General features: G+C 66.6%; 13 protein-coding genes. 10 read left to right on the forward strand and 3 right to left on the reverse strand.

The window, feature by feature from the left end:
* The first annotated feature begins 133 nt into the window (after positions 1-133).
* Genes ACILR9_RS16590 through ACILR9_RS16610 form a run of 5 tightly spaced genes read left to right on the forward strand, consistent with a single transcriptional unit; the run spans position 134 to position 4,542 of the window.
* The gene (locus tag ACILR9_RS16590; RefSeq protein WP_395711058.1) at positions 134-1,279 is read left to right on the forward strand and encodes an ABC transporter ATP-binding protein; all 1,146 of its coding nucleotides are present in this window, start codon (positions 134-136) and stop codon (positions 1,277-1,279) included.
* Positions 1,272-2,162 (forward strand): carbohydrate ABC transporter permease, encoded by an 891-nt coding sequence (locus ACILR9_RS16595; RefSeq protein WP_395711059.1) that lies wholly within the window; start codon positions 1,272-1,274, stop codon positions 2,160-2,162. The genes ACILR9_RS16590 and ACILR9_RS16595 overlap by 8 nt, the downstream gene beginning before the upstream one ends.
* 30 nt (positions 2,163-2,192) lie before the next feature.
* On the forward strand, positions 2,193-3,032 hold the full coding sequence (locus ACILR9_RS16600; RefSeq protein WP_395711060.1) for a carbohydrate ABC transporter permease: 840 nt from the start codon (positions 2,193-2,195) through the stop codon (positions 3,030-3,032).
* 19 nt (positions 3,033-3,051) lie between these two features.
* On the forward strand, positions 3,052-4,326 hold the full coding sequence (locus tag ACILR9_RS16605; protein WP_395711061.1) for a substrate-binding domain-containing protein: 1,275 nt from the start codon (positions 3,052-3,054) through the stop codon (positions 4,324-4,326).
* Positions 4,327-4,344: 18 nt separating this feature from the next.
* Entirely contained in the window at positions 4,345-4,542 is a 198-nt protein-coding gene (locus tag ACILR9_RS16610) for a hypothetical protein (protein WP_395711062.1), read from the forward strand.
* Positions 4,543-4,566: 24 nt separating this feature from the next.
* On the opposite strand, the gene ACILR9_RS16615 is transcribed toward ACILR9_RS16610, so the two are convergent.
* From ACILR9_RS16615 to ACILR9_RS16625, 3 genes are all read right to left on the reverse strand, one after another.
* Positions 4,567-6,258, reverse strand: coding sequence for an Ig-like domain-containing protein (locus tag ACILR9_RS16615; protein ID WP_395711063.1), 1,692 nt, complete (start codon positions 6,256-6,258; stop codon positions 4,567-4,569).
* Between the two features lie 172 nt (positions 6,259-6,430).
* On the reverse strand, positions 6,431-9,214 hold the full coding sequence (locus tag ACILR9_RS16620; RefSeq protein WP_395711064.1) for a DUF4214 domain-containing protein: 2,784 nt from the start codon (positions 9,212-9,214) through the stop codon (positions 6,431-6,433).
* Positions 9,215-9,369: 155 nt separating this feature from the next.
* Positions 9,370-10,185 (reverse strand): peptidoglycan-binding protein, encoded by an 816-nt coding sequence (locus ACILR9_RS16625; protein WP_395711065.1) that lies wholly within the window; start codon positions 10,183-10,185, stop codon positions 9,370-9,372.
* A 584-nt stretch (positions 10,186-10,769) separates the two neighbouring features.
* On the opposite strand from ACILR9_RS16625, the gene ACILR9_RS16630 reads away from it, so the two are divergent.
* The 5 genes from ACILR9_RS16630 (at position 10,770) to ACILR9_RS16650 (ending at position 20,801) form a co-directional block, all read left to right on the forward strand.
* Complete coding sequence (locus ACILR9_RS16630) at positions 10,770-13,550, forward strand: hypothetical protein (protein WP_395711066.1); 2,781 nt, start codon at positions 10,770-10,772, stop codon at positions 13,548-13,550.
* Between the two features lie 4 nt (positions 13,551-13,554).
* Positions 13,555-15,288: a hypothetical protein gene (locus tag ACILR9_RS16635; protein WP_395711067.1), complete on the forward strand. Its 1,734-nt coding sequence runs from the start codon at positions 13,555-13,557 to the stop codon at positions 15,286-15,288.
* On the forward strand, positions 15,285-16,070 hold the full coding sequence (locus ACILR9_RS16640; protein WP_395711068.1) for a hypothetical protein: 786 nt from the start codon (positions 15,285-15,287) through the stop codon (positions 16,068-16,070). The genes ACILR9_RS16635 and ACILR9_RS16640 overlap by 4 nt, the downstream gene beginning before the upstream one ends.
* Before the next feature lie 36 nt (positions 16,071-16,106).
* Complete coding sequence (locus tag ACILR9_RS16645) at positions 16,107-18,296, forward strand: hypothetical protein (protein ID WP_395711069.1); 2,190 nt, start codon at positions 16,107-16,109, stop codon at positions 18,294-18,296.
* A 192-nt stretch (positions 18,297-18,488) separates the two neighbouring features.
* Positions 18,489-20,801: a hypothetical protein gene (locus ACILR9_RS16650; protein WP_395711070.1), complete on the forward strand. Its 2,313-nt coding sequence runs from the start codon at positions 18,489-18,491 to the stop codon at positions 20,799-20,801.
* Position 20,802 lies beyond the last annotated feature (1 nt).

Below are 20,802 nucleotides of genomic sequence, written 5' to 3' on the forward strand. Positions count from 1 at the left end.
TGCGAGCGGGGGAGGACGTGCTGTTGGCAGCCCGCGGCATCTGGTGCCGGTCTGGTCGTGGCGGCCCGCGCTGCGCGCGATGTCTTCGCGCGGTACATCCGGGCGCGCCATTCCCATGCATGTGAGCCCGAGCATGGCAGGGACGGAACGGCCCGCGCGCCGGGGCGCGATCGTGCTTTCGGCAATCGCCAAGCGGTTCGGCGAGGTTTCGGTGCTGCGCGACATCGACCTCGACGTTCGCGCCGGCGAGTTCATCACCGTCCTGGGGCCGTCGGGCTGCGGCAAGTCGACGTTGCTGCGCATCATCGCCGGCCTTGAACCGCAGAGCGGGGGCACCGTCGTCATTGACGGCGTGTCGATGGACGGCCTGGCGCCCGACAAGCGCGACATTGCGATGGTGTTCCAGTCGTACGCGCTCTACCCGCATCTGACGGTAGCCGAGAACATCGCAGTGCCGCTGCGCATGCGCCGGCTGACGCGCCTGCAGCGCCTGCCCGGTGCCGGCGTGCTGCCCGCCGTGCGCGGCACCAACGGGTCGATCGCCGAGGCGGTGCGCGGCGTGGCCGCGACCTTGCGGCTGGAAAGCCTGCTCGACCGCAAGCCCGCGCAGCTCTCGGGCGGCCAGAAGCAGCGCGTGGCGCTCGCCCGCGCCATGGTTCGTCAGCCGCGCGCCTTCCTGATGGACGAGCCGCTCAGCAACCTCGATGCCGAGCTGCGCGTGCACATGCGCGCCGAGCTGGCTCAGCTCCATCGCGAGCTCGGCGCCACGTTCGTCTACGTGACGCATGATCAGGCCGAGGCGATGACCATGTCCGATCGGGTCGCGGTGATTCTCGACGGCCAGTTGCGCCAGATCGCGTCGCCGGCGACGCTCTATCACGATCCCGACGATCTGCGCGTGGCGCAGTTCGTCGGCATGCCGCGCATCAACGTCTTTCCTGCTGTGGCGACGCCCGTCGGGATCGGCGTGCTCGGGATGCCGGTCGCGCGCGACAGCGGGCTCCCCATCGGGACCGGGCTGCAGGCGGCGATCCGGCCCGAGCGGCTCGCCGTCACGATGGGCGCTGGCATCCCGGGACGGATCGTGTTTCGCGAGAATCTGGGCTCCGACCTGTTCCTGCACGTTGTGCTGCACGGCATGGCGAGCCCGGCGATCATCCGTTGCGATCCGGCTGCCGTCGAATCGACGGAGATCGGCGCGACCGTACAGATCCGCTTCCCGGCCGAGCATCTGCTGCTGTTCGACAGCGCGGGCCGCAGGATCGCGCGCGATGGCTGAGCCGTCACCGCGCCGCACCGGGCGTCTCAACGTCCTGCTCCTCACCATGCCGGCGGTCCTGCTGATGCTGGTGTTCCTGATCGGGCCGCTGCTCTGCCTGATTGCGCTCTCCTTCACCGACTACCAGCTCGGCGCACCATCCCTGTCGATCGTCGGATTGGCGAACTACGAGGAGATGAACGAGGACGCCACGGTGCGCATCTCCGTCCTCAACACGCTGGTCTACGTCGCCATCGTGGTGCCGGCATCGGTGGCGCTGGGACTCGGCGCGGCGCTGCTGATCGAGGCCGACCATGGCTTGCGCGGCTTTTACCGCTCGGCCTATTTCCTGCCGGTGATGGCAACCCTGATCGCGATGGCGATCGTCTGGGGCTTCATGCTCGATCCGCGCATCGGGGCGGTGAACTTCGTCCTGAAATGGCTCGGCCTGAGACCGCTCGATTTCCTGCACGACCGCAAGCTCGTGCTGTTCACGCTGTGCGGCATCGGCATCTGGCAGAGCGTCGGCTTCAACATGGTGCTGTTCATGGCCGGCCTCACCGCCATTCCGTCCGAGCTCTACGAGGCTGCCGCCGTCGACGGCGCCCGCAACGGCCCTTCGCGTTTCGCTCTCGTCACCTGGCCGATGCTGGCGCCGGTCACGCTGTTCACCGTGGTGATCACCGCCATCCGCGCCTTCCAGGTGTTCGACACGGTGCAGGTGCTGACCGGCGGCGGGCCGAACAAGGCGTCGGAGGTCCTGTTGCACACGATCTATGCCGAGGCCTTCGGCTTCTTTCGAGTCGGCTATGCGGCGGCGCTGGTCGTGGTCTTCCTGGTGTTCATCCTGGCGCTGTCGGTGATCCGCGTCTTCCTCCTCGAGGCAAGGAGGCCCGCACCATGAGGCGATTCACGCCATGACGAGGCTGGCGCCATGAATGGCCATCGCCTGCCGCGCGCGCTGCGCGGCGTGCGCCATCTCGTGCTGGGCCTCGGCACCCTGGTGATGCTGGCGCCGTTCATCGTCATGGTGGCGACGTCGCTGAAGCCCAAGGAAGAGATCTACTCGCCGGAGTTCCAGCTGCTGCCGCACCGGGTCGCGGCGGTCGAGAATTATCAAGAGGCGTTGACCCAGGTGCCGCTGCTGCACTTCCTGCTGAACGGCGTCGTCGTGACAGCGGCGATCTTCGTCCTGCAGCTTGTGGTCAACGTGCCGGCGGCCTATGCGCTGGCGAAGCTGCGCTTTCGCGGCCGCACCACCTTGTTCAGCGCGGTGCTGGTCTGCCTGATGATCCCCTACCAGGCAACGGCGCTGCCGATCTACATCCTGTTCTACTGGCTCGGGCTCCTGAACACCTACGCCGCCCTGGTCCTGCCCTTCACCATTTCGGTGTTCGGCATCTTCCTGATGCGCCAGTTCTTCCTCGGCGTGCCCGACGACCTGATCGACGCCGCCCGCATCGACGGCATGAGCGAGTACGGCATCGTCTGGTCGGTGATGGCACCGGCGGCGATCCCGGCGCTGGTCGCTTTCGGAATCTTCTCGGTGGTTGCCCATTGGAACGACTATTTCTGGCCGCTGATAGCGGTTGGCGAGCAGGGCCTCTATACACCGCCGCTCGGCGTGGCCCATCTCAAGCTGAACGGCGAGGGCACGGCGTACGGCCCGCTTATGGCAGCGGCCACCATCGTCATCGCGCCGCTGGTCCTGGCCTTTCTGGTCGCCCAGCGCCGCTTCGTCGAAGGTGTCGTCTTCACTGGAATGAAGGGTTGAACAGGAGAGGGAGATCGTCATGAGACGACAGTTCATGAAGGGCAGCGCTGCTGCCCTGGCGACGGCCCTGGTCGGCGGCGGGCCGGCTCCGGCGCAAACCAGGACGACCATCAACGTGCAGTACCCGCTGGGCTTCATCTTCGACAAGGTCTTCGCCACTCTGAAGACGGAGTTCGAGAAGGCCAACCCCGACCTCGCGGTCAACTACCTGCCGGCCTACAAGGAGTACGAGGACGCAGCCCAAACCGCGCTGCGCCAGGCCATCACCAAACAGCTGCCCGACGTGGCGCTGCAGGCGATCAACCTCCAGCGGCTGTTCGTCGATCGCAAGATCGCGGTCGATCTCACGCCCTTCATCGAGAAGGAGAAGGACTGGCAGGGCCAAGGCTTCTCGCCGTCGATGATGGCGCTCGGCACCTACGGTGGAAGGCCCTACGGGCTGGCGTTCGCCGTCTCGACGCCGATCGTCTACATCAACGACGACCTGGTGCAGAAGGCAGGCGGCGATCCGGCCAACTTCCCGACCACCTGGGGCGGCGTCTTCGATCTCGCCAACAAGATCAATGCGCTCGGCAACGACAATATCGGCCTGTTCTACTCCTGGGCGATCACCGGGAACTGGATGTGGCAGGCGCTGGTGTTCTCCCACGGCGGCCGCATGATGAGCGAGGACGAAAAGACGATCGCCTTCGACAAGGAGCCGGGCAAGAAATCGATCGAGCTGCTGGGCCGTATGGTGCGCGACGTCGGCATGCCCAACCTGTCACCCGATTCGAGCCGCGCCGCGTTTTTCGGCGGCAAGCTCGGCATCTGGACCGAATCGACGTCGCTCCTGCGCGTGGCCGACGAGGGCGTGGCCGGCAAGTTCAAGTGGCGCACGGCGCGCTTCCCGGTGCCCGGGCCCAACCCCAAGCTTCCCACCGGCGGCGCATCGGCCCTCATGTTCGCGACCGAGCCGGCGAGGCAGGCGGCCGCCTGGCGCTTCATGAAGTTCATTACCGGTCCGGAAGGCGCCACCATCATGGTCAAGGGCACGGGCTACATGCCGCCCAACTCCCTGCCGGCGACCAACCCGGCGATGCTGAAAGACTTCTATGCCGAGAAGCCGAACCATCTGACGTCGCTCAGCCAGCAATCGCTGATGACGGCCTGGTATGCATTCCCCGGAGACAACAACCTGAAGATCATTCAGGCGATCAAGGATCGCCTGCAGACGGCGATCGACAAGTCGGCGGCACCCGATGCGGCGCTCGCGGCCATGGCGGCCGACGTCAACAAGCTCCTGCCCAAGTAGCGCGCAACTGGCATCAGGATGGCCCGGAAGATCGTCGATGTATTCCTTCGGGACAGGCTGGTCGCCTCGTATCCGGTCGTTCTCACGTTTGACCGGCGCGTCATCGACGAGGATTTCGTCGATCGGGTGAAGGAGCAGATGCGCGTCGGCAGCTTTTCTCCCGACGACGTCGCTGGCGCCCGCTTCGTCGTCCGGTCGTTGCACGACCGCGGGTAGACCCTTGCGAAGCACGCTGCGGAGTCAGACGTCCGCCGCTACCAGTGAATGCGCCTGCGCCATGCCGACCAGGACCGTCTGAGGAGCGTGGGTCACGGCATCGAGGAGCGCCGTGGCTTCCGCGCCGTCGTCTTGCGATGTGAAGGTCGTGCCGAGCTGCTGCTGCTGCTCGACATATTCGAGGCTCACCGCCACCTTGCCCATCAGGGTGGTGATGTCCTGTCCAGCCGCCGAGTTCTGCGCCCCGCTGATGATGTTGACCAGCACCGAGCCGACGAATTGTCCGGCCTGCAGCGTCACCTTGATCTGTTCCGTCCAATAGCCGAGGCCGCCGGCGTCGGACGATCGATTGAACATGTTGTTGTAGACCGAATTGAGAAAGCTGCTGATCTGCGCATCGCTTGCGTTGAAGGGATCGGCCAGGAAGGGATAGAGCGCCTTCGCCTCGGCACTGATTCCGAAGGAGCTGGCGATATTGCCGAACAACGCGGCTGGCCCCTGGGTGGGCAGGTTCGCATTGAACTGGCCGACCCAGAAGCCGTGTCCGCCGGCGTCGGCGCCGCGACCGAAGAAGGCCACGTAGGTTGCCGCGATCTGCTCGGGAGCGGTGAGCGCGAGCAGGTCCAGCGTCGGCGAGGCACCACTGCTCGTCGGCACGACATAGATCAGGCCTTGCTCGTTGGCCAATCCGTTGTTGTTGCTGGCGCGGTAGACGAAGCTGTCGATGCCGGCGAAGTCCTCGTGCGGCGTGTAGACGAAGGTGCCGTTGGCCGCCAGCACCATGTCGCCGTGGCTGGGGCCGCTCACCAGCGTCGCCGACAGGGTCGGTCCGCCCTCGTCGTTCACGAGCACGCTCGCCTCGGCGCCGACCGTCAGCGAATGGCCGACGACGACGACATAGGCGTCATCGATCGTCGAGACCGGCGGCGCCGAATCGTCGTTGAGGATCTTCCCGTCTGCCGAGGCGGCGTCGACGCTGAGTCCGGTGGACGGAGCGGACAGAGTGACCTTGAAACTTTCCGACGCCTCGAGGTCGGCGTCGCCGGCGACGTTCACCGTGATCGTCTTGGTGATCTCGCCAGCCAGGAAGACCACCGTGCCGGACGGCAAGACGTGTCCTGTGAAATCGTCCGCGTCGGCGGGAAACACCGTTCCGGGGGATACCGCATAGGCAACGCTGTGGGCCGCCGAGGTATCGCCGGAGCGCGTCACCGTGAAGGTGAAGGGCATCGAGCCCGAATTGCCTTCCGAACGGGTCGAGGCAGCGAAGGCAATCGACACCGATGCGACCGCGGCAGGCTCTTGGGTGGCCATCAGCGTGAAGCCGGCATCGCTGAAGGCGGCGCCCGAGTAGACGAAGGATGTCGTTACCGGGGTCGGTGGATGGATCGTCGAACTGCCGAACAGGACGGTGGGCGCAACGGCCGAGGAGAAGGTGAAGCTATCCGCCTGGCCGGGCTGCAGGGCGTTCAGCGCGGAGGTTGCCTGCCAAAGAATGCTGTAGCCGTTGCCAGGCAACGGACCGTCGGTGAGCTGCGCCGACCATTGAGCCGAGGATGAGAAGGTCGGCAGGCTGGGCAGGTAACCCTGGCCGGGGATCCACGAGAACCAGAACGCCCCGATTGGAGTGGTCCCAGTGTCTTTGAGGACAATCGTGTATCGGTAGCTCGTTTGGAGCGGGGCGACGATGATGGTTGCCGCGGCGCTTAACGGCATTGCGTTTCCTCCTGCCGGCTTGGCTTGATCGAGGGGCGTGCTGGGTCAGTGTAGGTACTATATCGACAGGCATGAGGGCAGAGGTGTGGCAAAGGCAAGTCACGATCGCCTGAACGCTCTTCTCATCCTCCTCCCCAGATTCGCTGGGAAGGAGGATGAGAAGAGCGCGCACTCAAGGCGAGCTCGGCGGTTGATCGAACGCGATGCCCACGATCTTCACCATGAGCTCGGTCGTGGCTTCGGCGCCTGCGATCGCGGCGAATGCGTCGGTCTGGGCGTTGGCGGCGCCGACGCTGGCGGCGGTGCTGTCGACATGCGCCATCACCGTCTTTGCCCAGTCGGCGTTGGTCAGGCCCTGCTCGAGCGTGAAGTGCCTGCCGACAAGCTCCTTGTTCGCCAGCGTCTGCTGATCGGCCACCGCACCCGCGTTGGCCCGCGCGCCATTGATGAAGGGCAGCAGGAAGTTGTCCTTCGAGATCTGCCCCTGCTGCAACTGCGCCACCCAGTATGCCAGCCCGCCGGCGTCCGGCGCGCGGCTGAGAACGTTGGCGTAGATCTTGGTGACGAACTCCTGGTTGGACAGGCCGACGGGAAAGAGGCTCGCGACCTCGGGCTGCAGGAAGAAGCTCTTGTAAAGTTCGTTCAACGGCATACCGTCGTGCAGCTGGCTGCCCCAATAGCTGAAACCGAGCGCATCAGGCGCGCGGCCGATCTCGGTGTACAGGTCGATGAGCTGGTTGATCTGCACGCCGTCGAGGTGGGCGGTCTTGGCAATGGTGGTCGCATCGACGACCGTGTCGCGAAACTGAAGATGCTCGATGCTGTTCAGCGTGTCGGTTCCGTCGGTGCCGAAGCGGGCCTGGGAGATCACGGTGGCGCTGCCGGCATATCCGGCCAAGGTGAAATTCTTCGACGGCAACCATGATACGGCGGTGTCCGTGCCCGGGCCGCCGTTGAGCGTGTCGTTGCCCGGCGCGCCGTTGAAGAAATCGTCACCCGCGGAGCCGGCGAACGTGTCGATGCCGTTGGTCCCGACCTGGGTGCCGGGCGGGCTGAAAACGCTGATGTCATATGTGATCGTGCCGCTCGGCGCGAAGTTCAGGGCGTAACCGAACAGGCCGGTAGCGTTCTGCGAGACGCCCTGGCCGGGTCCGTAGCCCAGCCCGTGATCGACGACGAAGTTCAGCGGATTGGACGACGGTCCCTCGATCGGCAGGAAGGCGCCGCTGCTCGACGTGGCGTAGATGTTGTAGGTCGTGCCGCCGAAGACGATCTGGTACCAGCCGGTCTGGCCGCCGGCCGTGACTGGCAGATCGTAGATCGTGAAAAGGCCATTCGGCGGCGCTGCGCCGACGGTCTGCAGGTTCCAGGTGCCGGGTCCGCCGCGCACCCCGAGCACTGCCCAGTCCGAACCGGTGACGCCGGTGATCGACAGCGTCACGAAGCCGTCGGCGCCCGCCATGCTGTCGTTGGGCGAGTAGAACCGGAGCGACAGCGGCGTCGTGCTGTTGGGCGAATGGGAGTTGCCGGGGCCGAACGAGGTGGCGAAGGAGAGGACGTTGACGCCGCTGGTCGACGTGTTGACGGCATAGTAGTTCGGCAGGCCTGCGGCGTAGCCCTGATTGACCGCGGGCGGGGCGACATAGGCGGGCGGCACGCCGATGAAGCCGGCGCTCGCGGTGATGGTCTCGCTATTGGAATAGAGCGTGACGGCGATGTTCGACACCTGCTGGTTGGGGGTCACTGTCGTGTCCCACAGCGAGATTTGCGGATTGGTTCCGCCCTGGGAGATCAGGTCGCCGTACGACCAGCCGTAGGTGTTGCTGGCATTCTGCACCGCCTGTGCCCATGGATCGTAGAACCGGTTGTTGCCGCCGGCCGTGCCGGGGCCGCTACCCAGGATATTAGAGTATACGATCGCGCTGCCGACGGGATTGAACGTGGCATTGTAAGCGTAGTTGTAGTTCCAGTTCCAGGTATCGTTGAGGTCGAATGCGCTGGGATCGTTGGGATTGGCCGAGGTGCCGGAACCGCCCCAATATCCGGCATCGAAGCCGGCGACGAAATACTTCATCACCGTACCGTCCGCCGTGTTCGGCGTGGTGGTGGTCGAGGTGGTCCAGGTGTTGCCGCCGTCGGTCGAGATTTCGATCGCGCCGTTCTGCGCATAGATGCTGTTCAACAGATTGGCGTACGATATTCGAATATAGTCGCTGTTCGTGGCGCCGTTCGTCAGGTTGGGCGTCAGCGTGAAATACTGCGTCGAGCTGTTGTACGACACGCCATACTGGCTCACCGTGTCGGTCGGCCCGAAGTACGTGACGATCGTCATATCCTGCAGGGTTTTCGCGGCGTTCGACGAACCGTTGGAAAGCGCATTGAGATAGGCCGTCCAATCGGCCGCGGGCCACGGGTTGATCGTCATGTTGGGGCCCTGCGCAGGGCCGATCGAAAGCCCGCTCTGCAGGCTGCCCGGGGCGATGCCGTTCAACGAGCTTTGGAGCGTGTTGCCGACGAAACCCGGCGCGAAGCCTCGCGTACCGTTGACGTCGGAGTAGGTGACCGGAAAGGCGAAAGTGTTGACCGACGAGATGTCGCCGAGATCGCCGGTGCTGCCGCTGAGCGTCGCCTCGACGAGCTGGTACTGGTAGCCGTACTGCTGAGCGGTGGCCGGGCTGATGGCGTTGACGTCGCCCGAGTTCAGGGTGCTGATCGTCTGTCCGAGGGTGCCGTCGCCGTTCTGCTGGACGAGGATGAAGACTTGGCCACTCGAGAACGAGGACGGCAGGGCGATCGTCATGTTGCCGGGCTGGCCGTTGCTCACCAGCGGCGCGGTCGACGAGCCGGCCACGAACTGACCCCCTGCGTACTGCAGCGCGAAGACGTAGGAATTGGGCTGGGCCGCAAGCTGCGCCGCAAGCGTCGGGCTCAGCGCAAAGGTCATGGTCGTCGTCATCGATTGTCGCTCCGCTGCCGGTCTTGCCTGAAAGCGCAATCGTAGCGCGTCACCGTACCCGCGCGCCACAGGCGCAATCCGCTCGTCGTGGCGCGCTGTTCGCCCAGCGGCGGCCCGCTGTCGATCGCGGGGCCGGGCAACCCTTGCCGCGGGCTCTACGCTCTGGCGGCCGGAACCTTTGCCGCCAGGAGCGCGGCCCAAGTCTGTGCACCGACGATGCCGTCGGCATCGAGCTGGTTCTCGGACTGGAAGCGCGTCACCGCCACCTCCGTACCGGCGCCGAAGTCGCCATCGATGGCGACTGCAAAATCGAGCTTGCGCAGCAGGGTCTGCAGCTCGGCCACGTCTTCGCCTTTGGAACCCCGGTGCAGGATGCGCTTATCGCTGGCGGTCTGCGCGCCCGAGAGTTGCACGCCCTCGATGCGGGCCAAGGCGCGTCGGGCATTGTTCGTATACAGCCGACGGTCCTCGAGCCCGTTGAGACCGCCGTTGATCAGGCGGGTGACCGTCATCAGGTCGTCCTGGTCGCACGGCTTGTTGATATTGCGTTTCTTCCAGTACTCGCAGGCGATGCGGAGAGACAGCGCCGGCTGCGCCGCAAGCTCCGGTCTGCCCTCGAGATCGACGCCCAGCACGCCGCCCAGCTCTCGGTAGTTGGCCCGTCCGGTGAGCTGCAGCAGGCCACGCCCCTTGTATCGCCGGCCGTCGCCGGGCTGGGTGTTCCCGAGATCGGTCCGGCCCTCGTAGGCATCGCCGCTGGCGAACTCCTCGGTGGTGCGGAAGCCCGCCGATTCATGGCAGGTCTGGCCGAGAAAATGCGCGATCCTGAGGCGTGTATTGATGTCGTACTGTTGCAGGGTCACCTGCAATACCTCGCCGGCGGCGGCGATGATCGCTGCCTGGTTGGCGGCATTCTCGCCGGAAAAGCGAGGTGCCACCTCGAACATCGTCTGGGCGTCGATGTGGATCATAGGCTTGTCCCCCCGTGGGCAGTAATAGAATGGTGCAAACGCCATTCTGAATACGCGAGCGTAGCGCGCTCAGACGCAGATGCAATCCGTGGTGCCTGGAAGGAATGACGCCGGCACGATCTTCGCGCGGTTCGGCGGGACGTGGTCCTTCGACGAGTGCCTTGCGGAGCCTGCTTCTGTCGCTTGATTGCGACGCGCTCGGTTGATGGCACTTCAAAACGGCAAAGTCATGGCCAATTGCACTGGATAATCCCGAGTCGAGATATGCACTTCGGGTAATTGACCCTCTTCAGGCACCATGAGAATTACCGCGCCTCGACTTAGAGAGGTGGATGCGCATGTAACGTCCTGCTCCTCGATCTCGGTCTGTCCCACTCGATTTCGGGTCATTCGTCCCTGGTTCGCCAGAAGCAAGAGGACGTTCGAGTCGAGGATACCCGGAGCGCAGCTTCATTCGTCCATTCGATTGGCAAGGCATCGCATCGAGTGGAAATGGAATGGCTGTGAGACGAAGCGCATCCATCAAGGAGCTCTGAAACCGGGGTCGCAGCGGGGGCCGCTTGGATGGCCTGCGGGAGGGCGGCATGGCAGGGAATATGCGATTCTCGAGGATCGGCGGCCAGGCTCTCGACCTCCAGGCCGTTCGTCCGACAACTGCCAGGCCCGCCGTCGCCGCGCCACCGTCGAAGCTCGCCGCGCCAGTCGCCGAAGCGCGGCCTGTCGCGTCCGTCGTCAGCGCCGCACCCGTTCTCAATCGACAGGCCCGGTTGTTTCCGCAAGCGCGGCTGGACGAAGCGCGCGTCCTCAATCCCGCCCTGTCGGAGCGCCTGCGTCCGATTCGCGTCAGGCCCGTTCCGGCGACACGTCCATCGTGCCCGGCGGGCGGCGAGCACGATCACACCGGCAGTGGCAACTACACGCTGGCGATCAATCGCGCAGGCCTTGCCGGGCAATCGAACTGGCGCTGGTGCCGCAAGTGCCAGGGGCTCGCCTTCGGCGGCAGCCCGACGAGCGTCTGTCCGAAAGGCGGCGCGCACGATCTCAGCCAGAGCGGCGACTATGTGCTGAAGGCCAACGTGGCGGCGCAGCCGCGCCATCAGTCGAACTGGCGCTGGTGCAATCGCTGTCAGGGCCTGGCGTTTGGCGGCCAGCCGACGCCGGGCGCATGCCCGGCCGGCGGACCGCACAATCACGGCGGCAGCGGCGACTATCTGCTGCCGATCAATGACGCCAATGCCGAAGGCCAGCCCAACTGGCGCTGGTGCCGCAAGTGCCAGGGCCTTGCCTATGCCGGCGGCGCATCGGGTGCGACGCGCGAGGAGCTGGCGCTTCCCGTGGCGAGCTCCGACCCGGTCGATCCCGACAAGCTGCTCGAGGCGCCGAGCGGGGCCGCGCGCTACTACCTGCCGACCTATCAGCTCGCGCGCCGCGTCGTCTCCGGCTCGGAGCAGTACGAGATCCGCATGGCGCCCGGCGAGGCCGGCCAGTGGACGCTACGCGTGGCGCTTGGCAAGACGCGCCCCGCCGGCGCGAACGATCCCGCCGCGACAGAGCTCGAGCACGATCTGCTGCTGCAGCTCGTCTATCGCCTCACCAAATCGGACGGCGGCACGATCACCAAGACGCTCGAGTTCACGTCGCTCGGCGAGACCGAGGACAAGTCGGCGGTGATCGGCCTGATGAATTTTGTCAGCCCGGGCGAACGCGACCAGGCGCTGGCGGCGATCACCACATCAGGCTCGGGCTGCGGCATCGTCGCGACGCGCTCGGTCAGGGTCGCCGTGCCGATCGTCGGGGCGGCCGGCCGCTTCCGGCCGGTGACGCGCGGGTTTCCCCAAGCCGTCGATCCCGATCCGCTGTTCCTCAACCCGCAGCTCCATCCCTATCTGTTCGACGGTGCCGTGCCGCACGGTGGCAGCGGGCCCGGATTGGTGGCGCGTCAGCTGCAGTTCGATGGGCGATTCTACGACTACTGGGAGGATGCCGCCGATCCGACGCGCATCTTCTATCTGCCCGACGCATTCCGGTTGGCGCGCCGCGACAAACCGAGCCCGTTCACGCCGCTGATGTCGGTGCGCGTGGTCGCCGGCGCGACGCCGGAGGCCGATCCGATGATCGGCTTCGAGTTCGTCGCCACGCCGTGGAGCGATACGCGGCGTCTCGAGGCCGCGCGCCGAGAGTTCGCCAAGCGCCTGCCGACGCCGCCGGGTTCGCCGGCGCCGCAACCGGCACCCACACCGCGGTCGGCTCAGTTGGGTGGCGGCCTGGCCGGCAGCCTGGGCGGCGTGCTGGGGGGCCTCCTGGGCGGCGATCCGAGAGCGACCGCGGCAGCCGCCGACGTGGTGGGCGGCGTGGTCGGGGGATTGCTGGGCGGCGGCGACGCGGGAGCGACCGCCGGCAACGCATTGGCCAGCCTGCTCGGCGTGAAGCCGGAGGACGAGCGCGCAAGCCGCATCCGCCTCGAGCCGGTGCCGGTCGAGAAGGCGAGCTTCTGGCTGGTGCTGCCCGGCGCGACGGGCGGCGGCCTGGTCGAGCGGCCGGCGGCGCAGATCGACGTGCGCACAGCGCTGGTCGTCTCCGAGACCTTGCCGATGGGCGATTTCCAGACGGTCTACGATTCGTTGGTCGGCGGGGCGGTGGCGATCATGAAGGGCGAGGTGCGCTGCGATTTCGGCGGCGGCGCGGCCGGCAAGATACCGCTCGACGCCCGCTTCGACCGGATGAACGGCGAGCTGCTCGAGCCGGTCATCGAGCTCGGCGAGCGGGCCGGCGCGTTTCGCATCACCCTCACCAATGCCGTCGAAAGTCCGGTCCAGATCTCCTCGCTCAATGCCTCGCTGCTGATTCGCGGCATGGAAGTGCCCGCGGCGGCACGTGCCGACGGCACGCTGCCGATGCAGCTCGCCCCCGGCGAGAGCGTGGCGCTGATGGTGTCGCCGCTGAAGGAACCGCCGAACAATGCCGAGATCGAGCCGATGCTCGATCTCTCCGGCGTCAAGCCGCTGCTCGACAGCGAGAAGCTGTGGGCCGCTATCCTCGATGCCGATACCGCGGCCGAGAGCAAGCGCACGGTCCGGGTGAAACTTTTCCCCGGCATGTTCGACGCACCGTCGGGCAATCCGGCCGACAAGGCGTTCGCCGTGATCGTGCAATTCGACGGCGGGCCGAGCGTCGAGCTGACGCCGGAGAAGGCGGATGCGGAGGTCAAGCTGACGAGCTCGGTCAGCGATATCGTGCTGCGCCGCGCCAGCGCCGGCGGCTATCGCTACAAGTGCCAGATCATCCGGCGCAGCGCGCGCCTGGCCGACAGCGAATGGCGCAGCGACACGACCGACCTGCTGGTTCCCCTGCTGCCGGCCGGGTGAACGCATGCGCGGCTTGCCAGACTGGGGAGGCCCCGCCGCCGTCGGCAGCAGCACTGGCAGCGCCGCCTGGTCGGCCTACCAGGTCGACGGCATCGCGCTCGTCCTGCCCGATGCGCTGACGGTCGCGACCGAACCGGACGGCAGGCCGGCCTTCCACCTGTCCGCTTTCCGGCCGCTGGTGCCGATGCCGGGACGGAAGGGCTACGGCCGGCTCGACATGATCCTGCGGTTGGCCTCGCACGGAGCGACGGCTGATGGAAAGGTGCGCATCGTGCCGGCCCTGCGCGGCTGGCTGAGCCTGAGCTCGAATGCCCTCGCCTTGCCGCCGCAATTGACGGCGGCGTTGCCACTCGACTGCTCGGGGCTCGGTGTGGCGCGACTCATGCTGCCGCTCGAGGCCGAAGGCGTCGCCATCATGGAGAGCGCGCTGGCGAGCGGCGCGGCCTCGCTGCTGGCCGCGGTCGACGTCGAGGTGGCAGGCGTCGCGGCGCGGTTGCCGATCAAGGCGACAGTCGACGTCGCGCGTCTGCGTCGTGCGCTTGCCAATGGGGCGATGACCCCGGCGATGCTGGTCGATGCGCTGATCGAGAATCCGTCGAAGGTCGGCGTGAGCTTGGCTGGCGCTGCGGCGGACATGCCGGCGCAGGCCATTGGCGAGGCAGTGGCCGATCACATCCGCGCCCGGCTGTGCGCGGGGCCGCTCGCTCTGCGGTCGCAAGGCGGCGGCCTGGCGCTGGTGCTCGCCGAGACGGGCATCGCCGCCGGAACCGCCACGCTCGATATCGGCGAGGTGGTGATGGCCACGCGGGCGCTGACGATCGTGCTCGATCCCTTCGCCGTGGCGCGCGATCTCGCGTCCGCCGCCGGTGGGCTGGCGACGCTGACGACGCGCTCGACCAGCGCCACGCTGCAATCGGGCCAGCACGACATCGTCGTCGATGCCAGCGTCGCGCGGCCGTGCTTCGGGCCGCTCGCGCTCGGCGCCACCCTGGTCTTCGCGCCGCGTCCGCCGGCGCGGCCGCACGAGGTGCGCGAGGATTTCGAGCTTCCGCTCGACGGTCGCAGCGTCGTGCGCCGGGTGAAGCTCTCGGCCAACGAGCCGGTCAGCTGGAGCTGCACGGGATTTGCCTTCTGGCCGACCCCGGACGGTCGCGGCGCCAAGCGCCTCGACGGCGCGGCGCAGGCGGGCAACGGCCTGCAGGTCCTGTTGCGACCCGGCGACTTTCCCTTGCAGTTCGTCGATGTCGAGGCGGGGGCGGCCGTGCTCGGCATCGCGAACCTCGAGGTCGGCTTCGGCCCGGCCCGGGTGACGCTCACCGTCGCGGTGCCGCGGGCAACCTTGGCCGTGCCGATCACGACGACCGACGCGAGGTTGGACGCGACGCTGGTCTCGCGCGACGGTGCTTACCGCGTGGCGCTGCCGGCGCGCCCGCCCGCCGACTGGCGCATCGAGCTGTCCGACATCCCGGGCTACGGCGCGCGCACGATGGAGATCACCGTGACGCTGCCCGCCGGCACGCCCTTGCGTGCCATCGAGGTGCTGGCCGAGGACGCGTCCTCCGATGCCGAGGTCGAGACCTATGCCTTCAATGCGGCGACGCCGGCGCGCATGCACCACTGGTTCTGCCGTGATCCGTTCCGGCCGGGCCTGCGCTGGCGCTGGCGCGGGCAGGCGGCGTTCTCAGCCCCGGTGACCGCGGCGCGTCTCGATCTCGTTGCGGAAGGGGTGGCGGCATGAGCGACCTGCCCGGCAAGCGCTACGGCACCGTGAACGTGTGGCGCGATCCCGCCACGCCGGACCTGTGGCGCTATCTGCCCGCCGCGCCGACGGCGCAGCGCGCCGCCAGCGGCCGCGCGCAGGTCACGGTGATGGATGTCGGCGACATGTTGATGCTGACGGTGGGCGCCGCCCTGGCGCCCGGCGAGGCTGAGCTGGCGGTGGCGAAAGCCGGCATCGCCGCCGCTGCGGGCGGCAAGCCTGCCGACATCGATCTCCGTCCCGCCGATCTCAGCGTGCGCGGCGCAAGCCTGCTGCTCACCGTGCAAGGCGCGGCGCCGGTCGAGCTGGCGAGCGCGCGGCCGTCGGCGCTGCCGCCGCATTCGGCGGCGTTCTCGGCCATGCTGCAGGGCGACCGCGCCAAGCAGGCCAAGAGCGCGATGAAGTCCGGCAAGGGCCGGCTCTCGGTGCGCTACGACATCGACCTGCCGGCCACGCGCGCCGCGACGGCAAAGCTCGCCGGCGATCCCACCGGCGTCACCGACATCGAGCCGGCGATCGAGAGCGGCCAGCTCATGCTGTCGATGCAGTGCGACGAAGGCGCATCGCAGGCGCTCCAGGCGCAGGCGCGCGAGGAGGTCGCCAAGGAGGCGGCGAAGCTTCTGGCGCGCTTCGACGCCGCATCGGGTTCCGGCTCGGAGCGCGACCGGCGCGCGGCCAATCTCGAGGCGGAGGTCACGCGCACCGAGGCGGCGCCGATCGCGCTCAGCCTCGAGGCCGATGTCACCGGCTGGCTCACATGAACCCATCGACGACACCTAGAACCAGGGAGTTGCAAGATGCTGAAGCTCGATAGCCAGGACGTTGTCGGCCAGACGGCCTACTGGGCTGACGACAAGGATGCGCTGCAATACTACGCCCTGCCGGGCGAGCCGACCCTGGCGATCCGCGAGGGCAAGGCGGTCTTCAAGTTCATCAAGTACCGCTTCCCGATCGACCGGCCGGGCGGCGTGAAGGGCGGCGGCATGCTGGTCATGCAGGCCGAGCTCGCGCTGCCGCAGAAGGACGAGCAGACGATCCGCTCGCGCATCGAGGAACGGCTCAAGGCGCGCGGCATCCCCGGCAGCCAGGCCTCCAACGTGCGCATCGGCCGTCCGCTGATCACCAAGGGCAAGGTCACGGTGGAGGTCATGGGCTCCGACGGCAAGGCGCTGGTCCAGCGCGTCGTCGTGCCGACGCCGCCGTCGCTGTTCGGCAACAACGCCGTCTCGATCGGCATCGAGCTCAACGAGTTCGGCGCGCCGGTGTTCGAGGCGGCGATGAAGGCGCAGGGCGCCGGGCTGGTGCTGGTCGGCTACGAGCTTTCCTATGCCGCCAAGCTGCCCAAGGCTCACCTCGTCGGAACCTGGGACGCGGCTGCCTTCATGCACTTCTCGCAACGTATCGAGGAGAAGAGCCACATCTATCGCGACGACGACTACGAGGAGAAGATTCGCGAGACGATGCGCAAGAGCGACAGCCAGAAGGTCCACTGGATCCAGCAGCCGCCGCCGGCCGGCATGGACGGCGCGGCGCACCAGAAGATGATCGACAACATCGAGGAATCGGTGCGCCGGCAGCTCGATGAGGCGATCAAGCGCAACGTGCTGGAAGCCATCCCGCCGGAAAGCCGGGATGTCGAGAAGATCCGCGAACGCGGCTTCGAGGACATCGTCCGCACCGTCGACGTTCAGCGCTCGGCGTCGGTGCGGGTCGAGTACCTCGCCGAGAAGATCATCGAGATGCCGGCCAACCCCAATGCGCCGCTGCCTGCGTTCGGCCAGATCCAGGTCGGAGGCAAGGCGCTGAAATGGGAAGACTACGCCATCACGGTCGACGCCGACGATCCGTTCTTCAAGCAGTTCAGCGCGGCCTTCATGGTCAACGCCGATTTCAATGACCTGCCGATCGCCAGCGTCAACGTCGAGGTGCACTACAAGGGCAAGACCGGCAGCGGCCGTTCCGAGACCTACACCTTCCGCAAACCCGAGGACCAGGAGCGCTTCGAGGCGTTCTACGACGGCGGCACCGGCGAGTTCGAATACTCATACGTCGTCAACTACAAGGGCGAGAGCAACGTCTTCAAGTCGCCTCTGATCAAGGCCAAGTCGGACATCTCGATCAACATCGGCGATCTCGGCGTGTGGAAGGTCGACGTCGAGGTCGGCGACATCAACTTCGAGGAAGTCACCCAGGCGCAGGTCAAGTGCGTCTACCAGGACGGCGACGTCAACATCGAGAAGCAGTTCCTCATCACGCCCAAGGAGCTCAAGCACCAGATCCGCGAGGTCATCTTCAAGCCACGCTCCAAGCCCTGGAAGTACTCGGTCAAGTACTTCATGAAGGGCGGCCGCGAGATCGCGGTGCCCGAGGAGACGGCAAACGGCGAGGCGCTCTACGTCAACGATCCGTTCTCGGCGATGCGCACGATCTCGGTGCGCACCAAGGGCGATTTCGACAACGTCATCGACACGCTGTTTCTCGATTTCATCTACGAGGACGCCGAGCACGGCTACCGCCAGACCAAGTCATTCGCCTTCAGCAAGGCCGGCAAGCGCTTCGAGGACTGGTCGTTCCCGGTGATCAGCGAGAAGGTCGGCACGCTGAACTACACCGGCAACATCGTCTACAAGGACGGCCGGCCGCCGACCACCATCGCGCAGAAGGCCGTGACCTCCAACACGGTGCTGGAAGGCGAGGACGTGCTGAAACTCGAGGTCGAGCTCATCCCCGACCTGCTCGACTGGGGGCTGCTCAAGCTGGTCACCGTAAAGCTCTCCTACGTCGACAGCGCCAACGGCATCGACGAGAGCGACACCTTCACGCTGCGCAAGGGCGTGGCGCCGATGAAGTGGTCGGTCAACATCAAGGACAAGTCGAAGAAGACCTACAAGGTGGCGCCGCGCTTCTTCCTGAACGACGGCACCAAGAAGGAGCCGCCGCCGTTCGACGCGTCGGACGAATCGCTGGTGCTCGAACCGACGGCGTAGCCATGAGCCTCATGCTCTCATTCTCCTCCCCAGCTCTGCTGGGGAGGTGTCGGCGTCTTCGCCGACGGAGGGGTCAAGAGTCTCACAGCTCATGACCCCTCCGTCCGCGGTTATGCGGACACCTCCCCAGCGAAGCTGGGGAGGAGATGAGAAGGCGCATGAGCTGTTCAATCAATTGGAGGGTTGCCGGCGATGCTGTACCTGGAAGCGCCATTCTACTTCATCAACGGGGTGTCGGTTTTTCGCGACCACGAGGACCCCGAGCAGTACTACTACCTGCCGGCGATGCCGCGCCTCAGGACCACCCTCGATGCGGCGTCGGGCAAGCAGGTGCCGCGCATCCAGCTGATCAAGTATCGCTCGCTGGTCGCCGGCGCCGGCGGCTTCCTCACCTTCGACGTCCATGTCGGCCTGCTCGAGGCCGAGATCGACGCTGTGGCGGGCGAGGTGCGCCGTCTGGCGCGGCTGCCGCGGACGCCGCGCCTGGTGCCGATCCAGCCGCTCGACGGCAGCGTCCGCCTGCTGATCTTCGGGCAGGACAGCGCCGCGCCGCCGCCGCCGGCCCGGCCGGGCGCGCCGCCTCCACCGCCGCCGCAGGAGCGGTTCGTGCTCAAGATGGAGCATTTCGCCAAGCCCGCGCTGTTCGGCGACAACGGGGCGGCGTTCTCGGTCGAGCTCGATCCGCAGGGCACGGCGATCATGGAGACGGCGATGAAGGGCGAGATCTCGCCGATCGTCGTGGTCTACAGCGTCGATTTCGCGGGGCTGCGGCCGGCCTTCTCGGTGCGCCTGAACATCGACTGGGACCGCGTCCAGAAATCGATGGACGAGACCTTCGGCCACGAAAGTTTCTTCACCTCGACCGAGATCAACAAGGCGGTCGACAAGCTGGTCGAGAGCCAGGTCATCAAGATGGAGGCGGACAATTTCGTCCCCGACGCCGGCGACGCCAGCAAGGCCGTCAACGAGCGCTTCGAGAGCGCGCGGCAGCGCGTTCAGGAGATGATCACCGACGCCTTCTTCACAGCCAGCCTGCCGCCCAACAAGCAACGGCCGGACGGCTGGGACAGGGCGGCGGACATGATCCAGGATTTCGGCCGCCAAGCCGCCATGATGGCGTCGACCGGCGGGATCGGCGGCTTCATCGGCACGTTCAGCTACAAGAAGACCGACTACAAGCGCATCGACCGGCGCCGGCTCGATGTCGAGATCGCCGAACGCTCCGCCATCGTCCGCACGATCTACCCGCAAGGAACGGTCAGCGGCCTGTTCCGGGCCTTGGAGGACGGCATCGACGTCAAGCGCTTCATCCTCGAGGTCAATGCCGACGATCCGTGGTTCGAGCGCCGTCGCGTCCGCGTGATCAATCGCGGCGAGATGGCGCGCGACGAGCTCACCTCCGTCAACGCCACTCTCAAGTACGGCAACGAGGTGCGCAGCGCCGTGCTGGAGGAAACCGGCAAGGAGGCGACGGTGGAATGGTCCTCGATCCTCGAGAACGGCGCGGTCAAGCGCCCGGTCGAGGTCGAGTATGCGGTGCGCTTCAAGCCCGATGCCGGCGGAGAGCGCCCGCTCGAGGTGACGTCGGCACCGCTCTCGGTGGCCGGCGATGTGCTGGAGCTGCAGCCGGCCGAGCTCTACGCGCGCGTCACCATCCCGGTGATCGCCTCGCCGAGCTATCCGTGGGCGAAGTACCCGCAGGTGCAGGTCATGCTGCGCTACGAGGATCCGGCCCACAAGATCAAGACCGACGACACGCTGATCGTCACCAAGGACGGCGGGCCGAAGAGCTGGACCTTCGTCGCCCTCGACAAGGCCCGCCGCGGCTTCAGCTACCGGCTCGTGCACCAGGCGGCGAACCATGAGGATGTCGACAGTGGCTGGCAGACCAGTGACGGCGATCTCGTCGACATCCGCGATCCGTTCGGGACCTTGCGGCTCAGCGTCGAGGTTGTTCCGGTGGTCGGCCGCTGGGAGGATGTCGAGCAGATCTTCGTCGACCTGCAGTATGTCGACAAGGCCAACGATGTCGAGGAGAGCGCCAACCTCGCCTTCTCACCCGAGGACAAGGCACCGAAGAAGTTCGTGATCGACCGCAAGGACCGCACCAGGAAGCTGGTGTCGTTCAAGGTCACCACGATCCTCAAGGGCGGCACGGTGATGGAGGTCCCCGAATCCTTCACCGAGGCGAGCCGCATCCTGGTGCGCACCGACATGAAGGGCCATCGCATCATCGGCGTGCTGCCGCCGCTCGATTTTGCCAAGCCCAAGCTCGAGCGCGTCGAGGTCGATCTCGCCTACAAGGACGCCGATGCCGGAATCGACGTCGCCGATCGCGCCACCTTCGAGGGGCCGGGCGCGCGCAAGCTCTTCGAGTTCGACTACGTCGATGCGGCGCGCAACGCCTATCGCTGGCGCGCCAAGTACCTGTTCACCAACGGCATGACCCAGGAAACCGACTGGCGGGAAGCCGAAGAAGACGAGTTGCTTGTGAAGGCGCCCTAGT

It is taken from the genome of Reyranella sp. (genome assembly GCF_044224635.1).
Taxonomy (GTDB): domain Bacteria; phylum Pseudomonadota; class Alphaproteobacteria; order Reyranellales; family Reyranellaceae; genus Reyranella.